General features: G+C 36.7%; 19 protein-coding genes and 2 pseudogenes. 8 read left to right on the top strand and 13 right to left on the bottom strand.

Annotation, left to right across the window (positions count from 1 at the left end; genetic code table 11):
• Positions 1-350: 350 nt before the first annotated feature.
• From IGK21_RS03540 to IGK21_RS03520, 5 genes are read right to left on the bottom strand one after another with little or no spacing between them, the layout of a single operon-like run.
• The gene (locus IGK21_RS03540) at positions 351-1,430 is read right to left on the bottom strand and encodes an ABC transporter substrate-binding protein (protein WP_181914848.1); all 1,080 of its coding nucleotides are present in this window, start codon (positions 1,428-1,430) and stop codon (positions 351-353) included.
• The gene (locus IGK21_RS03535; protein WP_034699851.1) at positions 1,427-2,254 is read right to left on the bottom strand and encodes an ABC transporter permease; all 828 of its coding nucleotides are present in this window, start codon (positions 2,252-2,254) and stop codon (positions 1,427-1,429) included. Before IGK21_RS03535 ends, IGK21_RS03540 begins: the two co-directional genes overlap by 4 nt.
• Positions 2,254-3,060: an ABC transporter permease gene (locus IGK21_RS03530; protein ID WP_010719842.1), complete on the bottom strand. Its 807-nt coding sequence runs from the start codon at positions 3,058-3,060 to the stop codon at positions 2,254-2,256. The genes IGK21_RS03535 and IGK21_RS03530 overlap by 1 nt, the downstream gene beginning before the upstream one ends.
• Before the next feature lie 13 nt (positions 3,061-3,073).
• Positions 3,074-4,159: an ABC transporter ATP-binding protein gene (locus IGK21_RS03525; protein ID WP_010719843.1), complete on the bottom strand. Its 1,086-nt coding sequence runs from the start codon at positions 4,157-4,159 to the stop codon at positions 3,074-3,076.
• Positions 4,160-4,176: 17 nt separating this feature from the next.
• Entirely contained in the window at positions 4,177-4,719 is a 543-nt protein-coding gene (locus IGK21_RS03520) for a helix-turn-helix domain-containing protein (RefSeq protein WP_010719844.1), read from the bottom strand.
• A gap of 240 nt (positions 4,720-4,959) precedes the next feature.
• Between IGK21_RS03520 and IGK21_RS03515 the strand changes: the two genes are divergently transcribed.
• The 6 genes from IGK21_RS03515 (at position 4,960) to IGK21_RS03490 (ending at position 9,974) form a co-directional block, all read left to right on the top strand.
• A complete protein-coding gene (locus tag IGK21_RS03515; protein WP_181914847.1) occupies positions 4,960-5,949 on the top strand; it encodes an acrylyl-CoA reductase family protein in 990 nt (329 codons plus the stop codon).
• Positions 5,946-6,692 (top strand): phosphopantothenate--cysteine ligase, encoded by a 747-nt coding sequence (locus IGK21_RS03510; protein WP_010719846.1) that lies wholly within the window; start codon positions 5,946-5,948, stop codon positions 6,690-6,692. The genes IGK21_RS03515 and IGK21_RS03510 overlap by 4 nt, the downstream gene beginning before the upstream one ends.
• Positions 6,693-6,777: 85 nt before the next feature.
• Positions 6,778-7,329, top strand: a complete 552-nt coding sequence (coaC, locus tag IGK21_RS03505) for a phosphopantothenoylcysteine decarboxylase (protein WP_010719847.1) — start codon at positions 6,778-6,780, stop codon at positions 7,327-7,329.
• 16 nt (positions 7,330-7,345) lie between these two features.
• Positions 7,346-7,978, top strand: a complete 633-nt coding sequence (locus IGK21_RS03500; protein WP_010719848.1) for an ECF transporter S component — start codon at positions 7,346-7,348, stop codon at positions 7,976-7,978.
• Positions 7,979-8,339: 361 nt separating this feature from the next.
• Entirely contained in the window at positions 8,340-8,987 is a 648-nt protein-coding gene (locus IGK21_RS03495; RefSeq protein WP_010719849.1) for an SDR family oxidoreductase, read from the top strand.
• A 3-nt stretch (positions 8,988-8,990) separates the two neighbouring features.
• Positions 8,991-9,974 (top strand): NAD(P)H-quinone oxidoreductase, encoded by a 984-nt coding sequence (locus IGK21_RS03490; protein WP_181914846.1) that lies wholly within the window; start codon positions 8,991-8,993, stop codon positions 9,972-9,974.
• A 101-nt stretch (positions 9,975-10,075) separates the two neighbouring features.
• On the opposite strand, the gene IGK21_RS03485 is transcribed toward IGK21_RS03490, so the two are convergent.
• Together IGK21_RS03485 and IGK21_RS03480 are read right to left on the bottom strand one after the other, a co-directional pair.
• On the bottom strand, positions 10,076-10,609 hold the full coding sequence (locus IGK21_RS03485; RefSeq protein WP_096709322.1) for an isoprenylcysteine carboxyl methyltransferase family protein: 534 nt from the start codon (positions 10,607-10,609) through the stop codon (positions 10,076-10,078).
• A gap of 211 nt (positions 10,610-10,820) precedes the next feature.
• Positions 10,821-12,332 carry a flavocytochrome c gene (locus IGK21_RS03480; RefSeq protein WP_081127864.1) on the bottom strand — a complete coding sequence of 504 codons (1,512 nt, stop codon included), beginning with the start codon at positions 12,330-12,332 and terminating at the stop codon, positions 10,821-10,823.
• 237 nt (positions 12,333-12,569) lie between these two features.
• Between IGK21_RS03480 and IGK21_RS03475 the strand changes: the two genes are divergently transcribed.
• Positions 12,570-13,409, top strand: coding sequence for a hypothetical protein (locus IGK21_RS03475; protein ID WP_010719854.1), 840 nt, complete (start codon positions 12,570-12,572; stop codon positions 13,407-13,409).
• 106 nt (positions 13,410-13,515) lie between these two features.
• Here the strand turns inward: IGK21_RS03475 and IGK21_RS03470 are convergent.
• From IGK21_RS03470 to IGK21_RS03445, 6 genes and pseudogenes are all read right to left on the bottom strand, one after another.
• Positions 13,516-14,234 (bottom strand): annotated as a pseudogene (locus tag IGK21_RS03470) (transposase).
• Between the two features lie 204 nt (positions 14,235-14,438).
• Entirely contained in the window at positions 14,439-14,627 is a 189-nt protein-coding gene (locus IGK21_RS03465) for a hypothetical protein (protein WP_181914845.1), read from the bottom strand.
• Positions 14,628-15,038 carry a DUF4176 domain-containing protein gene (locus IGK21_RS03460; protein ID WP_181914844.1) on the bottom strand — a complete coding sequence of 137 codons (411 nt, stop codon included), beginning with the start codon at positions 15,036-15,038 and terminating at the stop codon, positions 14,628-14,630. It abuts the gene before it with no gap.
• Positions 15,039-15,237: 199 nt separating this feature from the next.
• Positions 15,238-15,381: pseudogene (locus IGK21_RS03455) on the bottom strand (WXG100 family type VII secretion target); the annotation flags it as partial.
• A 120-nt stretch (positions 15,382-15,501) separates the two neighbouring features.
• Positions 15,502-19,254, bottom strand: a complete 3,753-nt coding sequence (locus tag IGK21_RS03450; protein WP_181914843.1) for a BspA family leucine-rich repeat surface protein — start codon at positions 19,252-19,254, stop codon at positions 15,502-15,504.
• A gap of 562 nt (positions 19,255-19,816) precedes the next feature.
• Positions 19,817-20,248: a helix-turn-helix domain-containing protein gene (locus IGK21_RS03445; RefSeq protein WP_207428337.1), complete on the bottom strand. Its 432-nt coding sequence runs from the start codon at positions 20,246-20,248 to the stop codon at positions 19,817-19,819.
• Positions 20,249-20,425: 177 nt separating this feature from the next.
• Between IGK21_RS03445 and IGK21_RS03440 the strand changes: the two genes are divergently transcribed.
• Positions 20,426-21,040 (top strand): recombinase family protein, encoded by a 615-nt coding sequence (locus IGK21_RS03440; RefSeq protein ID WP_181914841.1) that lies wholly within the window; start codon positions 20,426-20,428, stop codon positions 21,038-21,040.
• Positions 21,041-21,059 lie beyond the last annotated feature (19 nt).

Genomic DNA, 21,059 nt, shown 5'->3' with positions numbered 1-21,059 from the left:
TCATACATCACAATATAATTATAGTTGATAAAACAACCTATTTCTATTCATATTCATTATATCAACTATAAAAAATAGCCACCAAAAGGCGACTGAAAAATAGGCTTTTATTTGTAAGTTACCTTACAGGCATTAGACTAATCCAACCAATGCCTATCAAAAACATATCATACTTGTTGCATCACTATTTCGTCTATTTTCTCTGGTAGAAAATCGCTGGTAGAAAAGATAAAATAACACAAAAAAAGCGCCTAAAAAGACGCTTTTGGTAGAAAATTGGAAAACTGAGTATCAGAAAGTACGTGAAATAGGCTATTTTAAGATTGATTTTCTCCCAATTTCACTAAGTTTTACCAGCTTTTCCGATACATCTTGAACTCTAAGAACAAGTCGTTATAGATTCCTAAAAACTTAGGTCCAAGGTCTTCATAAACTTCTAGATGAGAGATGGTTTCATCAGAGGGATAGAATTGTTCATCTTGGGAAATTTCTTTTGGTAAAAGAGCTTTCGCTTTTTTGTTAGGTGTTGAGTAGCCAATGTATTCAGCATTTTGGGCAGCATTTTCTGGTTTCAACATAAAGTTGATGAAATCATACGCACCTTTTTTGTTCTTGGCTGTTTTCGGCATCACAATATTATCAAACCATAAATTCGAACCTTCTGAAGGGATCACATAATGAAGATGTTCATTTTCAGACATCATGTCTGCTGCTTCTCCAGAAAAAGTTACTGCGACGGATGCTTCTTCATTGATCATATACATTTTGATTTCATCAGCTACGATCGCTTTGACATTAGGGGTTAGTTTGTTCAGTTTATCTGCAGCTGCATTCAATTGATCCATCTCTTTGCTGTTCAACGAATAGCCCAAACTGTTCAACGATAGCCCCATCACTTCTCTGGCACCATCGATCAACATCAAACTATCTCTTAATTTCGGTTTCCAAAGATCATTCCAGTGCTGGATTTCCTCTTTATTGAAAACTTTATCATTATATACGATCCCCAAGGTTCCCCAAAAGTATGGAATCGAATAGGTATTTTGGGGATCAAAGTCTAAATCCAAAAAACGCTCATCAATGTTCGCTAATCCTTTGATCTTGGAATGGTCTAAAGGAAGCACTAATTTTTCTTTGATCATCTTTTGGATCATGTATTCACTAGGAATGGCTATATCATAATTTGTGCCACCTTGTTGGATCTTAGTAAACATGGCTTCATTGGAATCAAACGTTTCATAATTGACCTTATACCCATATTCTTTTTCAAATTTTGTGATCAAGCTAGGATCAACGTAATCGCCCCAATTATAGATCGTAACGATTTTTGCTCCACTCATTCCGCTTGCTTGTTCTAATTGCCGTACACCAAAGAGCAAGACCAAGATGATCACAACGATACCCACAAACAGTGATTGTAATTTTTTCATCGTAAGCGTGCGACCTCCTCACGTCCTCGGCGATTTTTTCTCAGTTTTTTGGAACGATTTTCTTTACTAATAAAATAATAACCGATCACTAAAACCATCGAAAATAGGAACACTAATGCACTTAACGCATTGATTTCTAAACTGATTCCTTGACGAGCACGAGAATAGATTTCTACTGACAACGTAGTGAATCCATTACCTGTCACGAAAAAGGTCACCGCAAAATCGTCTAATGAATAAGTAAATGCCATAAAGTAGCCTGCAATGATGCCAGGAGACAGGAATGGTAAAATAATATTTTTTACGACTTGAAAATTATTTGCACCTAGATCTCTAGCGGCATCAACCATCGAATCATTCATTTCTTGTAATTTAGGTAATACCATCAATACAACGATTGGGATACTAAAGGCAATATGAGAAAGCAAAACACTTTGGAAACCTAATCCAAAGCCTAAAAAAGTAAAGAAAATCAAGAAACTGGCACCAATAATTACATCTGGTGAAACTAATAAAATATTATTCATACTTAGTAATGTCGTTCTTGCTTGACGTTTTTTAGTATAGTAAATCCCCATTGCCCCAAACGTTCCGATAATCGTTGCGATCAGTGCCGATAAAAAAGCTAACATAAAGGTGTTCAATACAATAATGATCAATCGTGTATCTTCAAAAACTGCCTGATAATGGTCCCAAGTAAAACCGGTAAATTTGTTCATGGTACCACCGTCATTAAAGGAGTAGAAAATCAAATAAAAGATAGGCAAATATAATAGTAGAAAAACAATAAAGAGGTAAAGGTAAGACCACTTAAATTTTTTCATCATGCGCGGCCTCCCTTCTTCTTCTCACCTGTCAGCAACATCACAATAAACATTGCAATAATCAAAATAACTCCGATCGTCGAACCCATCCCCCAATTTTGAGTCACGAGAAAATGTTGTTCAATTGCTGTTCCTAAAGTGATCACACGATTTCCACCAATCAGTCGTGTCAACATGAACAATGACAGTGAAGGAATAAACACTGCTTGAATCCCACTTTTTACACCATTCAATGACAATGGGAATACTACTCGGCGAAATGTTTCAAAATTATTAGCTCCTAGATCACGGCTAGCACTGATCAATGACGGATTCATTTCTTCCAATGCATTGAATATCGGCATAATCATAAATGGAATCTCGATATAAGTTGCCACAAATAAAAAACTAAAATCGGTAAACAAAATTTGTCTTGGAGCAATCCCTAAAAATTCAAAAAATTGATTCACACTTCCATGGATACTAAAAATACCAATAAACGCATAAGCTTTTAGTAATAAATTCACCCATGTTGGTAAGATGATCAGCATCAACCACAACTGTTTATGTTTTAATTTAGTTAAAAAATAAGCAGTCGGATAGCTGATGATTAATGTAAAAAAGGTAATCAAAAAGGCATACCAAACAGAATTTAACGCCATGAAAAGATTCGTTCTAGACGTCAAAAAAGTAGCATAATTATTTAAAGTAAAGTGTCCATTCATATCAAAAAAAGATTGGTAAATGATCATCAAAACTGGTGCGATCACGAATAGACCAAGCCAGAGTACATAAGGAACAGAGTAGATTCTACGCATTGCTTTCATTGACTATTCCTCCTTACTCTTCATAACTATCAAGTCGTGCATCAAATTCTTCTTCTGATTCATTAAAACGCATGACATGGATATCTTCTGGATCAAAGGCTAGACCAACTTTGCTACCCTCTTTTGCTTTTTTCGTTGAATGAACCGTCCATTCATTTTGTTGCTCATCGTAACAGACAATTTCATAGTGGACCCCACGAAACAGTTGCGTATCAACAGTCACAACCAGTTTTCCCTTATCAGGGGTAGTAATCGTTAAATCTTCAGGGCGCAAGACGACTTCAACTGGTTCATTGGGACGCATTCCACCATCAACACATTCAAATCGTTTGCCAACAAACTCTACAAGATTATCGTCGATCATCACACCATCAACGATATTGCTTTCACCCACAAAATCAGCCACAAAATGATTGATCGGTTCATCGTAGATATCGACAGGTGTTCCACTCTGCACGATTTTCCCCTTATTCATCACAAAGATTTCATCGCTCATCGCTAAAGCTTCTTCTTGGTCATGTGTCACAAAAATAAATGTAATTCCCAAACGTTGTTGCAGCTCTCTTAATTCATACTGCATATCCGTTCGCAGCTTTAGATCCAGCGCAGACAGAGGTTCATCTAACAACAATACTTTAGGTTCATTAACGATAGCCCGCGCGATAGCCACACGTTGTCTTTGTCCACCAGACATTTCGCTAATTTCTCGATTTTCGTACCCAGGAAGTTGCACCATGCGAAGTGCATCTTTGACTTTTTTCTCAATATCGACTTTATTCATTTTTTTGATTTTCAATCCAAAAGCGACATTGTCGAATACATTCATATGAGGAAATAAGGCGTAATCTTGGAAAACCGTATTTACTTGCCGTTTATTAGCTGGCACATCATTTAATCGTTTTCCCTCAAAATACATTTCGCCTTCAGTAGCATCTGTGAAACCAGCAATAATTCGTAAAATCGTTGTTTTTCCACAACCCGAAGGACCTAATAAGGTATAAAATTTCCCTTGTTCGATCTCAAAACTCACTTTTTTCAAAATCGTTTCATCATCATAGCGTTTGACCACCTGATCAAATGAAATAATTGGTTTTCCCACTTTTTAACCCCCTAAAATTACAAGTACGATTCAGTAGCGACAATCAATGCCCTCGTACGTTTTGATTGATGATTCTTCAATTGGTGGTGCTTTGTTGCTTGGTAATAGATCGATTGACCTGCTTTGGCAATATATCGCTCTTCACCTAAGCTTAACTCTAATTCCCCCTCTAACACAAAAATAAACGTTTCTGATAAAGAAGGTTCAAATAATTTATACTCTCCTGCTTCATTGAATGTCAGTAAAACAGGTTCCATTTCTTTTTCATTCGAATCAGAGACCAACCATTCAAGTTGATAACCATTTTCTTCATCTAAATAAACGGTATGATCTTCTTTAGAATAAACAACTTGTAGATTCACTGTTTCTTGATGAAAAAATTCTTCAGGGGAAACACCTAATACTTCAAGAATCGAAAAAAATGTTTCCATGGATGGCGAACTCAAGTCACGTTCTAATTGAGAGATATAGCCTTTTGATAAATCCGTACGTTCACCTAATTCTTCTTGTGTCAAATTTTTCTGGATACGTAAATTTCTTAACTTCTCACCTATTTCCATCTCATTCCTCCTCCATGAAGTTTTCTAATAGTAAACATCAAGTTTACTCTCACTCGTACTAGTATACAAATTTTGATCAAAAACACAACCCTTTTTATTTTAAATTTCACGAAAAAAATCTTTTTTATTTGAAAGAATAAGTTTCACTTTTTTTAGACACTAATCATCAGCAAATCACCATAAAATAGATTGATTTATGGTATGATAAAAGAAAAATTTTGAGAGGAGTTCTGTTTTTACATGAATAAATTTAAAGCGTTTCAAGTAAATAATGTTCCGCATTTCCATACTTCGATCATCGACCAGGAAATGCCCCATTTATCAGCGAATGAAGTGTTAGTCAAAGTTGCTTATTCTGATGTTAATTATAAAGATGCACTAGCTAGTAGTGAATCTGGTGGCGTCATCCGCTCTTACCCTATGACACCTGGGATTGATCTTTCAGGAACCGTTGTCGAAAGTCGAGATGAGCGTTTCAAAACAGATGATTCTGTTCTCCTAACTGGTTATGGCTTGGGCGTCACTCAACCTGGAGGCTATAGCCAGTACCAGAAAGTTTCTGGTGATTGGTTGATCCCACTTCCGAAAACCTTGTCACTTCGTCAGGCAATGGTATTAGGAACCGCTGGCTTTACTGCACTTTTATGCGTGAACGCCCTCATATCAAAAGGGATGAAATCGAGTGACCGTATTGTTGTAACTGGAGCATCTGGCGGAGTAGGCAGTACCGCTGTAGCAATTTTAAAAAAAATGGGTTTTACTTCGATCATCGCTCTTTCACGCAAAAAAGAATCGGTGGAATGGCTGAAAAAATTAGGGGCGAATGAAGTCCTATCCCCAAATGAATTTCTTCCTGAAAAGACAAAACCTTTAGGAAAGCAACAAATCGATTATGTCATTGATACGGTTGGTGGTGACTTATTGACCCAACTCCTTCCTTTGATCGCCTATGATGGTGCTGCGGCATTATGTGGAAATGCTGGAGGAATCCAATTGACCACTACTGTATTACCGTTTATTTTGCGCAATATCCAGTTGATCGGTATCGATTCAGTCAATGTTCCGCATGAAAAACGTTTCTCTTTATGGCAACAATTAGCTGATCTTGCTATTGCTGATGATCTTTTCGTTAAAGAAATCGCCTTGGAGGAATTGCCCAAAGTGATTCAACGATTGTTAGCTGGGCAACATCAGGGAAGAACACTAGTTAATGTAGGTGAAATGAAATGAAGATATTGATTACGGCTGGTGGCACAAGCGAAAAAATTGATCAAGTCCGTTCAATCACAAATCATTCGACTGGGCAGTTAGGTAAAAAGATTGCTGAAACATTGGTAGCTGATTCAACAGTAATGATCGACTATGTCACGACAAACAGTGCTGTCAAGCCAACGTCACAGGACAATATTCGCTTTCATCTAATCGAGTCCACTCAAGATTTATTTGAAACTTTGGAAAGATTACTGACAAGTGACTCTTATGATGCCATCATCCATAGTATGGCAGTGAGCGATTTCACTCCTGCTTTTAGCCTATCTGAAGAACAATTGGCACAGAGCATTGACCAAACACCGCTAACGCCAGAACACCTTTCTTCATGGTTCCGAGACCATGAAATAAATCCTAATAAAGCTGAAAAAATCTCTTCTGACACAGAACACTTGTTAATTGCCTTGAAAAAAACGCCTAAGATCATCAGCTATCTAAGAAAATGGCAACCAGAAGCAACCATCATCGGCTTTAAGTTATTAGTCGATGTTTCAAAAACAGAACTTTTAGCAGTCGCCAAAAAAAGCATCATGAAGAATCAGGTAGACTACATCCTTGCGAATGATCTGACACAAATCGACGGAACAAACCATCACGGCTATCTATTAGGGGCAGACGGAACAATCAAAGAAGCTCAGTCCAAGGAAGAAATTGCTAAATTATTAGCATCGGTTATAATAGAACCAGTTTCCTTTAACCAATGAAACGCTGAAAAGAATTCTCTGATTTATTTCTTAAAACACAAAAGTTAAGCTTGATTTTAGCAGGGAATGAAAGGAGTAAACAATTATGAAAAAAATTCTATTGGGGGTTACTGGCAGTATCTCTGCTTATAAAAGTGCGGATATTACCAACCAACTCGTGAAACTTGGCTACCAAGTAGACGTAATCATGACAGAAAGCAGCACTCACTTCATCACGCCTCTTACGTTACAATCCTTATCAAAACGTGCCGTCCATACCGATGTCATGCAAGAAAAAGAACCTTCAGTGATTAATCACATCGAACTGGCAAAACAAGCAGACTTGTTCTTGATTGCTCCTGCTACGGCTAATATTATCGGTAAATTAGCAAATGGATTAGCAGATGATCTGCTCTCAACAGTCGCAATGGCACTCCCTGCAGATACTCCGAAGTTGATTGCTCCTGCAATGAATACAAATATGTATCAACATCCACTCAATCAAAGGAATTTAAATACGTTAAAATCAATCGGCTATCAAGAAATCGAGCCAAGAGAGTCGTTGTTGGCTTGTGGTGATTTTGGCAAAGGTGCTTTAGCTGATACCCAAATAATCATTGATCAAACGGTACAATTGATTAATGAAAGAAACGCTTAATATAAAAGGAGTCATTATGAAAAACACACGTACTTTTGCTTTGACTGCTATGTTTTTAGCAATCATGATTTTATTAGCGGTCACACCGCTTGGGTTTATTCCTATTGGTCCAATCAACGCTACGACCATGCATATCCCAGTGATCATTGCATCAATCGTTTTAGGCCCACGTTTAGGTGGCTTTCTAGGAGGGACATTCGGCTTGATTAGTATGATCCGTAGTACGGTCATTCAAACGCCTTTATCATTCGTCTTCTCCCCATTCATCCCAGTGATTGGCACAGACCACGGAAGTTTGAAAGCATTATTGATTGCTTTTATTCCAAGGATATTGATTGGTGTTGTTCCCTACTTTGTCTATAAAGGAATACTACGGCTAAGTAAAAACAAGTTTCAAGGTGTTTCTTTGTTTCTAGCAGGCTTAGCTGGTTCTTTCGTGAATACGATCCTAGTGATGAATATGATCTATTTCTTATTCCAACAAGATTATGCTCAAGTGGTCGGAAAAAGTATCCATGCGTTATATACTGCTATTTTAGCTGTTATCTTTACGAGTGGTGTTCCAGAAGGAATCATCGCTGGAATTGCTACAGTCGCTGTTGGTAGTGTCTTGCTTCGTTTGATGCATGCGACACCCCAACCTAAATAAGACAATTAGCTGATAGCGAACATGATCTTCTTTGAATCAAAACATCCATCCCAATTTTTGTTGAAATTGGTAGATGGATGTTTTTTACTTAAAAATCATCAATAGTATGAAAGCTTCTACTCCTTGGAGCAAGCCTGAATTTGTCCCATCTAAGTTCCCCATGCTGTTTATTATCCTATCCACGGCGTTCTCAGAGCTGACCTTCGGCAATAAGCCTGAATTTTTCAAAATATGTGAAGCTATTTTAAAAAATTCTTTCTTATTGTCTTCGGAGCTATCGATGCTTTCATAACCTCTTTCTCGCATTTTTTTTGTTTAGTGTTATGATTGATAGTGATTATTATAAGAAAGGATGATTAAAATGAAAATTTTTGTTGTAGGTGCTAATGGCCAAATTGGTCGGCATTTAATCAAAGACCTTGCAACTACTAGACATCAAGTGACAGCAGGTGTTCGCGAGGTTGCAACACAATCTTTAGTAAAAAAAGATAATGTCACTTATGTTTCTTTCGATCTTACTTGGACAATTGAAGAAATGGCAGATGCTTTTAAAGGTTGTGATCTCGTTATTTTTGTTGCGGGTTCGCAAGGGAAAAACTTATTGCAGATCGACTTAGACGGTGCGATCAAGACAATGATAGCAGCCGAATCAGCACATGTTTCTCGCTACTTTATGATTAGTGCTGTTTTTGCCGAGGATCGCAGCAAATGGCCAGATTCTATGATTGATTACTACATTACGAAACATTATGCTGATGAGTGGCTGAAACAACAAACAACTTTAGATTATGTAATCATCCAGCCAGTGTCATTAACAAATGAAGAAGTCACTACAGTCCAACTGGCAAAACCAACCGAAGCCACTGCTAAAACCGTCTCTCGTCAAACGGTAGCTGCTGTTTTGACAGCTTTAGTGGAACAACCAACTATAACTAAAACAACGCTAGTACTATCTGAAGGAACGCAGGAAATTTCAACTGCGTTGCAGCAAATAGTCGAGGAGGAATAAGAAATGCGAGCCATCACGATCAAACATCCCGGTTCTGCCGAAGTACTACAAGAGATCGATGCACCAAAACCAATAGCGAAAAAAGGACAATTACTCATTAAAGTCCACACAGCGGCAATCAATCGAACGGACATCATGCGGCGAGAAACAACGAATCAACAGACTCCTTACCCAATTCTTGGCGTAGAAGTAGCTGGAGAAGTTGTTGAAAACCGAAGTGATAACCCAGCTTTTGTACCAGGTACAAGAGTATGTGGGTTAGTCAATTTAGGCGGTTATGCCGAGTACGCAGTGATGCCAGCTGACCGTGCAATTTTACTGCCTGATACATTGGATAATGTTGCAGCGGCTGGTATTGCAGAAGTTTTTCTAACAGCTTACCAAACACTCTATTGGCTAGGAAATTTACAAGAAGGTGAAACTGTTTTGATCCACGCTGGAGCGAGCGGTGTGGGAACGGCAGCCATCCAACTAGCAAAACAACTTACTAAGGCAACCGTCATCGTCACTGCTGGTTCATCAGAAAAACTAGCTTTTTGTCAAAAACTTGGTGCAGATGAACAGATCAATTACAAAACACAGGATTTTTCAACCGAAGTAGCAAGAATCACCAATGGAAAAGGTGTCGACGTCATCTTAGATTTCATCGGAGCTTCTTATTGGGAGAAAAATTTAGCTTCTATTGCTATTGATGGACGTTGGGTATTGATCGGAATGTTAGGTGGAACAATTGTACCAGAGATTAATTTAGCTACCTTGATCACCAAACGAATCCAATTGATCGGCACTTTGTTGACTCCTCGAAGTGATCAGTACAAAGCTCAATTGACTCAAGAATTTATGCAAGTAGTTGGACCTTATCTAGCTGACCAACGAGTCAAACCGATTATTGATCGTACCTTTACATTGGCGCAAGTCCAAGAAGCTCATGAATATATGGAAGCGAATAAGAATATCGGAAAGATTATTTTGACGATAACAGAATAACCAACTTTTAAATGCAAATAGCAATCAAAAAAAGCCGTAGAATCTCAAAAATAGGAGCAACTATTTTTGGATTCTACGGCTTTTTTTATTTAGCTAGTTTATTATGACTGCTTTATTTCTTTCTGTTTAATAGATGCAACTAATTGATTTTCCTTTTTTATTCGTAGATAGAGACAGAGACTATAAGGAATAATAAAAATAATGAGTGTCACATAGGCGTGAAAAAGAAGCACGACTCCAATCAATTCAGGTAAAATATTTAAAAAATAATTGGGGTGCTTGACCCGTTGGAACAACCAATGTTCAATCAATTGATGATCTGGTTCAAAAATCAATTTCACTGACCAATATTTTCCTAATAATTTCATGACCCAAAAGAGCATGATAAACGAAAATAGGATGAGACAAAATCCAATCCAGCTGACCCAATTAATTTGTGTTTTTTGAATGCTTCCCTCAAAGAAAGCAGAAAAATAAAACAGCGTATGTAAGATAGCTAACCATTTCGTAGTTGTTTTTCCATACTCAATCGCTCCTTCATGTAATAATTGGTTCGCATGCTTACTTGAAATTTTTAATACATACAATCGTACGAATGCGATTATCAAAAAGAAATAATATAATTGTTGACTCATTCGTTTCACTCGTTTCTATTTTTATTTATTATCATCTGGAATGACCTGCAAAAGTCACTTATTTTCTATCAAATAATCATTTATTCAAAGTAAAGGAGTAGAACCATGATCGCATGTTCTTCACAGTTTGATAAAAAATATAGGAGAAAACTAACTTTTGACATGCTAGTTTTCTCCTAATTGACCGTCCATTTACTTTATATTTACGTTCTTAATTTTCACTGACGAATTTTGCTGCCTGTTGTCCAGCTTGTCGTCCAAAGATAATAATCTCAGCAACCGAATTACCACCAATCCGATTATTCCCGTGTAGCCCACCAGTTACTTCACCAGCAGCATACAAACCAGTGATCGGCTGATTTTCTTTATTCAACACTTCTGTCTTCGTATTGATTTTCACGCCACCCATTGTGTAGTGGATACCTGGTGCAATTTTGATCGCATAGTATTTAGGTTCTGTCAGCCCATTATCCATCGCTGTCGTCCGATTAAAAGCGTCATCCTTTTGAGCATCGACTGCTTTATTCCAGGATTCAAGTGTTTGAGCCAAATTGTCTGCAGGCACATTTACTTTTTCAGCTAATTCTGCCAGATCGTCTCCTGAAGTCACGTAACCCTTTTGCTCATAGAAATCAATTGCTTTTGCTCGATCTCTTACTCCTTGATCAAAAATCAAATAAGCAGATTTTTCCGGTAAAGCTGTAATAGCTGCGGAAACTTTGTCTCTTGTATCTAATTCATTCACAAATCGTTGTCCTTCTTGGTTGACTAAAATAGCTCCCTCACCTCGAACAGCTTCACCAATCAAGACGCCTTCATCTTGTTGGACTGTTGGATGTATCTGGATTTTATCCATGTCAACCGTTTGACCACCTAATTTTTCAATCATCGTGATTCCATCACCAGTTGAGCCTACTTGGTTAGTAGTGACATAGCCTGCTAAATCAGGACGGTATTTTTCAATCACTTCTTGATTGGCACCATACCCGCCAGTTGTCACTACAATTGCGTTCCCTTTGATTTCCTTTGGCTCTTCGCCTTGGACTTGTACAGTCACCTCATTGACTTTACCACTATTTTCTTTGATATCAGTTACATCTGTATTCACAAAAATAGGAATTTTACGTTCATGTACATTTTTTAACAATCCGTCAACTAAGTAACCACCAATAGCTGAGCCATCTGAAGGACGGTGGGTTCTTTTTTCACTCATTCCCCCAGTAATTGTTAAATTATCCAATTTGATTCCATTTTGATCCAACCAATCAATCGCAGCGGCTGAATGATCAACGAAGTAGTGGAGTAATTCTTGATCATTGGTGCCACCTCCGCCTTTTAATGTTTCTTCGTAGAACGCTTCATTGGAGTCATTGATTCCGTCAGCTTGTTGGAATTTAGTGGCTGATGCATTCATTCCACTTGAAGATTTTAAGGTATTCCCACCTGCTACTGGCATTTTTTCAAAGATGACTGGGTTCAATCCAGCATCTTTTGCTTCAATCGCTGCTGTCATCCCTGCTCCACCTGCACCAACAATGATAATATCATAAGAATCTTTCATTTCAGCTGGGTTGGTATACGTTTGTTCCGATGCACCTGAAGATACCTCTGTTTTTTCAGATGATTTCGTGCTTGTCGTCGTTTTTTCTTTTGAATCTGCACTACAAGCTCCCATTGTTAAAACTGATGTAATAACCACCAAACTTTTTAGCACTTTTTTCATTCTTTTCCTCCTAAATTTTAGTACTCCTTTATTTTAAGTGAAAAAATTCACAATTCCAACTATTTTTTTATTCTTTTTATCAATAAACAATGACTTTTTCATCTAGCATCTCTAGATAACTACTTTTGCTATTTTTTGTTGGCTGTTTTCTTATTCATTTAGGCGTTTTGGTACAAATAATTTTGGTTTGCGCTTTTACCCTAGTATAATCTTTACTATAGATAAAGGAGTTATTTTATGAACTATCTGAAAATGTTTTTTATGAATGGTACCAAAACCGCTGGAAGAATTACCCATGCGTTTTATATTCTTCTACGGGTCATCGTTACAGTAATGTTAGTCGATCAAATTTTTCAGCAAAACATGGGAAATACTTTTCTCTTATTGCTAACTCTAGTTTTATTTGAAATTCCTTATCTTCTAGAAAAAATGTTAAAGATCGAAATCCCGAATATGTTAGAAATCATTATTATTTCATTTATTTTTAGTTCAACTGTTTTAGGAGAATTAAGTGACTTCTACGGGTATTTCTCAATGTGGGATACTATCTTACATGCTTTAACTGGTTTTTTAGCTGGTGGGGTTGGTTTTTCACTTGTCTACTTACTGAACAAAAACACGAAAACAATGAATCTAACACCATTATTGTTAGCTATCGTTTCATTTTGTTTTTCAATGACAGTCGGTGTGATGTGGGAATTTGTTGAATTTTCAGCTGATCATATATTTCAACTGGACATGCAAAAAGATAGCCTTGTCCAACAAATCAATAGTGTGGAGTTAAGTAAAGATGGCAATACTGTCCACTCGATCCCTAATATCGAGCAAACCATCGTGGAATATAAAGATTCAGCTGGAAATACAGAAAAATATGTGATTTCTGGTGGTTATCTTGACATAGGGATTATTGACACGATGAAAGACCTATTCGTCAATTTTATTGGAGCCTTGACGTTTAGTATCTTTGGATATCTTTATAGTCAGAATGATTATCGGAAGTTTACTTTTATCCGTAACTTCATCCCCAGAAAAAAGAGAGAATCACGAACTGAAAGAAGAAAAGCACCTTCGAAATAAGAAAAATAGTCTACTATATAAAAGCGGCTCTTCGTCAAATGATTTTGGTAAAGAGAAATCTTAGAATAATTTGAGCAGAAAGAAGAAAAACTTCTTTCTGTTCTTTTTATTTGGTTAAAATAGTTTTACCGTAGCAGATCATGATTCGTCGTTTGAAATGATAAAAATTTCGAAACCCATAAGCATTGCGTTTTAATACTTTAATATGGTTGTTTAAACATTCTAGTGGTCCGTTTGAATAACTGTAGCGGAGGGCATTTCGGATCTGTGGCAGAAACTTTTTAAATGTTCGCAAAGTTGTCGAATAAGTTTCAGGTAGCTGGCTGACTTCTCTGGATAAACAGTCCTCAAATAGGGAATGTTCTCTTTTCTTTACTGCATAAAAAACATCTTGATATAACTGATAGCCTTGTCGCAAGTTGGGACAAGTGGCTAACAGTCGGTCGACAATCTCACTTTCAGTTAAGTAATCTTTGAAACTGGCACGCCAAACCCGTTTTCCGTAGTTCAACTTTGCTTCTTCTTTTTGACTGAGCATTTGGGAAAAGCTTTTTAACCAATAAAACATAAGGCACATACCTATCAATAACAATGAATTCAACAGCTTTTCGAGTCGCTAAGGACAATCGAGAAAAATAGCGTTCTAAATAAGGCAATCGTCGGTTTGAGACAATGTGGATACTCTTCGGGCGTGTATTGAAGAGTACCTTTGTAAATCAAGCAAATTTGCCCTTTATATCTTTTTTTGGTTAAACAATTTTCCTCCAAATAGATAGTTAGGTCTAGAATATTTAGGGAATCTTTGATAAGCTGAGTATAAGACATCTTGAATCCTCCTATGAATTGGTTCGTCAAATTAATTCTAAAGGATTTCAGGGTGTCTTTTCTATGTTTTTACATCAAAAAGTATAGAGCCCTTTATTTCAATAAATTAGATGGGTGCTTTTTTGTGGAAATATTTTTGCTCAACTTTTTAAAGTAAAAGAAAAAAAGAAGAAAACTATATTTCAAAATTTATGATAAAAATGTTTAATACAAAATGGAAGAAACAAATTTTGTTAAATCACTTAACATTTTATTTCCAAATTTCGAACCTTTTTTCATACTAGAAATATTACTTTTCCCTAATATACACTTTTGCCCCCCACTTACTGAGATATTGCTAATCCCAGAAATTGCAGCTTGTGCTGCTCCTTGATCTGACGCAATTTTCCCCATCTATCCCTCTCCTCTTTTTCTGAAATAATAAAAGGGATCTTCATTCTTTATTATCCCTGTATCTTCTGTTTCCGTATTTTCTTCAACTTCAGATTCAGGATTTTTTAGTGGAACAGTTGATCTACTATTTATTTGTGAGAGTAAATTTTCTAAAAATTCCTTGTCTGTTTCATTAGAAAAACCTTCAAATAAAACCTCAACTATTTGCTCTGGGCCAATTGAAAAAACCTCTTGAGAGGGCACATCACCAAACGGATGTGGCGCAACTTTATAGCGAGAAAAAATTTCTCCCTTGTCATTTTTTGAAATTGCTCGAGCAACGATAAAATAATATAATGAGTCGTTTTCTGTTTCTTTTAATTTTAATACACTTCCCAATGGTAAAAATGGTGTTGTCAATTCTATACTCATTTAGTCACCTCTGTTGGAACTACAATTTTATCCAATGTTTCCTCTTTCAAACTATGCAAAACATTTTTAGGTACAGAAACAGACTTGCCACTTCTAAAAAATAAATGGAGTGATATTCACAATTTTCACTTTCATCCAACTTTTCTCCTAAAAAAGATCGTTAGCACAATTCCTGCACTAACGATCTCTTATTTACTAATTAGAATCCGAAAGAGCCCGCATCTTGACGGTCACGTTCTGCTACAGTCTCTGCATATTTGTTCAATTGTTGGTTAATACTTTCCAATAATTGTTCCAGCTGTTTGACATTACCTTCTAATTGATTATATTGTTCTAGATAAGCTTAACTTTACTATAAATAACGAATGTATTTGATTCAGTTTTCGTGTTTTATTCTAATTTTTTTGAGTTTTTAAAAAAATGAGAATAAAACAATTCGATCCTTACATAAATTTATTTTTCCTTAGTTTACAGAAACTGTTTGGTTTTCAGCCAATAAGTTGCCACTTCCATCATAGAAATTCATTGTTACTTGATCATCAGCTTTGATTAGGTCTGGCTTCACATAATAACTGATTGCCCCATCCTTAAAGCTCCCACCTTTACTGATCAGTTTACCATTGACAAACAAGTGTCCTTGGTGGACTTGGGTATCAGAGCCATAGGCTCCTTTGATCGTTTGTGTGCCGATTTTATAAGTCAGTTCGTTGATTTCAGCTGTTGGTGTTTGAATAGTGACATCAATCTCTGATCCTGGAATTTGTTGTCCTCGATTGTTGGCACCCATCAAGACTACCTGATCATCTTCTGATACTTTAAGGTTTCCTACATAATAACTGAACTTGCCATCTTTGAAGCTACCGCCTTGACTAACTTTTTCGCCATTGACCAACAAGATTCCTTGGTAAACATCGCCTGTGTAGCTTCCTTCGATCACTGTACTGATTCCCACACGATGGGCTTCTGTTAATTGACCCAGTTGTTCTCCTATAGTTACCGGTTGTGGGTCCCCTAGTGGTGTATTGAATTTATCATAGCCTTGAATCGTTGCTTGATCCCCTGCTTTGATGATTTGAGAGTTCACATAATAGCTAAACTTACCATCTTTATAGGTTCCGCCCCAGCTAACGACTTCTCCGTTCACTACTAGTTTTCCTTTATGGATATCCCCCGTGTAAGTTCCAGTAATCGTTGAATCCCCCAACTGATACGCGTCCACTTGATCAATTGATCCTGAAGATTCGGAAATCACTTCAATCTCTTTGGAATCCATCAATTTCTTCTCTTTGTTGTAGCCATCTAATACGACTTTGTCGCCGACTTTTAATTTGCCAACACCGACATAATAGCTGAACTGACCATCTTTGAAGCTACCGCCCCAGCTGACCACTTTGCCATTAACGGTTAATCGGCCGAGAGACATATCCCCTGTGTAGGTTCCAGTAATATTGACATCTCCTACATGATATTCTTGTGGTTTCAACTCACTTTTCACTAGTTCTGCCACATAAGTTCCTGCCGTTAAATCCCCAGTGCCGTAATTTGTCATAAAGTCAGCAGGTGAATAGCCTTTGGACTGACCATCTTCACGAATCCAATTTCCTGTCAGCTGATCTCCATCGTTCAATGCTTTCGGTGCTGATAAACCAGTGTCTCCAACCGCTTTAAAGTGATCGCCTAGTGTTAATTTATTAAGTGAAGTATCAGCAAACATATAACCCATATCTGTTACTTTGCTAGTGTCAAAGTTGCTTAAATCTAGACTTGTTACGCTACCCATACCTCTAAACATATAACCCATATTTTTTACGTTACTGGTATCAAAGCTACTTACATCTAAACTTGTTACACTGCTAATATTGCGAAACATATAACCCATATTTGTTGCTTTACTAGTATCAAAGCTACTTACATCTAAACTTGTTACACTGCTCATACCATAAAACATATAACTCATATCTGTTACTTTACTGGTATCCAGTTGACTTAACCCTTCGATTTCAGTTACATTCGTAAGATCCTTTCCAACGGTACTTGTACTAAATAAGTATCTAGAATCTTCCGGAGCAACTACTTTCCCAGCCAAGACAATTTTTTTGATTGCTTCATAATCCACTTTTCCACTGTTCCATGGTGATTCTTTATAGCCACTTAACTCACCTGCTCCGATTGTTAACGTTCCTGTATCTTCATCAAACATATACGGACTAGTACCCCACGTGTCTGTTTCAACGGAAACATACGTGCCAGCAGTCAAATCACCAGTGCCATAGTTTTTCATGAAATCTTTTGCTGAATAAAACGTCCCTTTGCCATCTTCTCGCTTCCAAGCAGAAGTAAGACCTCCTTGTCCATTAACAAATTTAAATGTGTCTCCTAGTGTTAATTTCTTAAGTGGAGTACCAGCAAACATATTACCCATATCTGTTACTTTGCTAGTTTCAAAGCTGCTTACATCTAGACTTGTTACACTGCTCATACCATAAAACATATAACTCATATCTGTTACTTTACTGGTATCAAAGCTACTTACATCTAAACTTGTTACGCTGCTCATACCGTCAAACATAGAACCCATAGTTGTTACGTTACTAGTATCAAAGTTGCTTACATCTAAACCTGTTACACTGCTCATACCATAAAACATAGAAGCCATATCTGTTACGTTACTGGTATCAAAGCCACTTACATCTAGACTTGTTATGCTACTCATATCTTTAAACATTTTCCACATATCTGTTACGTTACTGGTATCCAGTTGACTTAACCCTTCGATTTCAGTTACATTCGTAGGTTTTTCAGCCGTGGTATTTCCACTAAATAATAACCTAGAATTTTCTGGAGCAACTACTTTTCCAGACAAGACAATTTTCTTGATTGCTTTAGCATCTACTTTTTTGTTTTCGAACCATGGCGATTCTTTATAGCCACTTAATTCGCCTGCTTCAATCGTCAATGTCCCTGTGTTTTCATCAAAATTATACGGACTGGTACCCCACCATCCTGTAGCAGAAACGTACGTGCCAGCAGTTAAATCACCAGTGCCATAGTTGTTCATGAAATCTTCTGCTGTATAAGCCTTACCTTTGCCATCTTCTCTCTTCCAAGCAGAAGTAAGAGCTCCTTGTCCATTTACAAATTTGAATGTATCTCCTAGAATTAATTTCTTAAGTGGAGTATCAGCAAACATATTACCCATATCTGTTACTTTGCTAGTGTCAAAGTTGCTTAAATCTAGACTTTTTACGCTACCCATACCTCTAAACATATAACCCATATCTGTTACGTTACTGGTATCAAAGTTACTTACATCTAGACTTGTTAAGCTACTGACAAAATTAAACATAGAGTGCATATCTGTTACATTACTGGTATCAAAGCTACTTACATCTAAACTTGTTACACTGCTCATACCATAAAACATATAACTCATATCTGTTACGTTACTGGTATCAAAGCTACTTACATCTAGACTTGTTATGCTACTCATACCGTCAAACATATCTCCCATATATGTTACTTTACTGGTATCCAGTTGACTTAACCCTTCGATTTCAGTTACATTCGTAGGTTTGTCATCCGAGGTATTTCCACTAAATAATAACCTAGAATCTTTTGGAGCAACTACTTTCCCAGACAAGACTATTTTCTTGATGGCTTTACCATCTACTTTTTTGCTGTTCCATGGTGATTCTTTATAGCCACTTAACTCACCTGCTCCGATTGTCAATACTCCTGTATTTTCATCAAAAGTATACGAGCTGGTACCCCATGTTCCTGTTATCTTGGAGGCAGCTGCCACGTTCGCTTTTTGCGCTACTTTTGGCGCTTCCGCTGTTGGATTAGTTGCATCCCCTTCACTTTCAGCAGTCGCTGCTGTTGCTTTCTCTTGTTCTTTTGCTTGTTCCTGGGTGTTCTCAGTTGTTTCATCCGTTGTTTCATCCGTTGCTTCATCAGTTGTTGCTAATGAATCACTAGCTGTAGTTGTTGAATCCGTTGGGTTTACTAACGGATCTGTGACGTTTTGTATCGTTTGATCGATGACTTCTTTTGCTTCATTCGCCTGTGTTTGTTCAGTAGCAGTTTCAGCTGTTGGTGTCAAAGTATCCGCTAATGCCATCGTTGGTGCAATTCCAGTATTTCCCATCACACCAGCCACCGCAAACATCGTTAATAGCTGTTTTTTACGTTTTGCTGTTAATTTTTTCTTACTCATATTTACTCCTTTTTTTCTCTTATTTTTGATCATTACTTTCTCGTCAATACCACTTCATCAGCTTTAGGTGTTTCCCCTGTTTTCAATTGATGTCTCTTTCCAATGTCCATTTTGTTACCGAAGCTGACAAAATCGTATTAATCATCTCCCCTGTAGCGTTTATTTTACTTGTTCTAAGCAAGCATAAACGCTCAATATTCCCAATTAATATTCTTGAATTTTGAGCGTTTACCATAACGTTTTTTTGTATATATTTCTTTCATTGATCGAGGAAATCAATCAAGCTTCTTCTACTACTTATCATCTGAAGAAATATTTCACCTACATGTTACGCTTTATGTAAAGGTCAATAGGTAAAAGAAAAAAGTCAGACAAAAATGTCTGACTTTTATTTACTCAACTAATTTTACTACTCTAAGGTGTCACTTTTCTTTTTAAATGGCAAAAATTTTTAGTAATAAATGACAATTTAGAGAGTGTCTTATTCTCCTTGTTTAACCAACTATAGGGCTGATTAACTCAAAATGATCTTAAAATCGTTATATGAACACTAAATACTATATTATTTTCTACATTCTACATAGATTCTCTTACCTGGAATAATTGATAGTCCGAATTTCTGCTTTGCTGGATCAATATATTTGAGTACGACTTGATCTAAGTTTACAAGTTCTAAATTATTTAGTATCCATTGCTTAAGTATCTCTTTTCCTTCTTCAAAAGTTCCAACTTCTTTTTGCGATTGAACAGACCAATTATCTTCTTCAATAACAAAAAAGCGTTGTATGGGTTCTTTTCTACCAGTTAAAGCTTCCATCCCCACTCTAGTTATTACTAAAGTTTTTCCAAATAATCTGATTTCCCCTTCAGGTATTTTGTTAGGATATTTTTTCTTCATTTGTCTTACATATCCTGAATCATATCCCCATCTTAAACTAGCTTCAGTCGCAGTCATCAAATCGTTGTCATGTAAATCATATTTCATTTTCGACATGTTACTCTCCTTTTGTACACTATAAAGATTATTAATAATGATATTCTTTATAGTGTATAAAAACAAGTGTTTAATTTGAGTGTACCCTAAATAGACACTGACGTATCATTGAAAAATCTAGTTTCTAAGTGTGTGATTAGGGTGTATTTTAAATAGATCGAGAAAGTAGGTTAAAAATTGAAAGTTGCTTATATTCGAGTGTCATCGATTGATCAAAATGAACAACGACAAATTACAGAAATGAAAAAGTTCGGTGCAGAAAAAATTTTCATCGAGAAACAATCTGGAGCAACGATCACCCAACGACCGATTTTTCAAGAAGCTTTAGAGTTTGTCAGAGAACAAGATATTTTTATTGTCGAAGCCATCGATCGATTAGGCAGAAATTATGACGAAATCATTGATTCAGTCAATTACCTCAAAAAGAAAAATGTACAACTAATCATCACTAGTTTGCCAATCATGGCTGAAGCAATCGGAAATCCTCTCCTAGATAAGTTCATCAAAGATTTAATCATTCAGATTCTAGCTATGATTGCAGAGCAGGAACGTACGGAGTCTAAACGACGCCAGGCACAAGGAATTAAGATTGCTAAACCGAAGGGAGTTTACAAAGGACGCCCTAAGCTCTATAGTGCAGACACAAAAGATCCTCAACGGCGCCTTGTTTATAAAAGCATCGTTGAAGATCTTAATAAGGGAGTTGCTATTTCTAAGATTGCTAAATACTACAATGTGACGAGACAAACCGTGTATAGAATAAAAAAAAACAGCATGATCAATAATGAATAGTTAATCATACTGCTGTTTC

The organism is Enterococcus sp. DIV1421a, assembly GCF_051711025.1.
GTDB classification, from domain to species: Bacteria; Bacillota; Bacilli; order Lactobacillales; family Enterococcaceae; genus Enterococcus_B; species Enterococcus_B hirae.
Note: the sequence above shows the minus strand (reverse complement) of the source record. Positions and strands in the feature narration are given on the sequence as shown.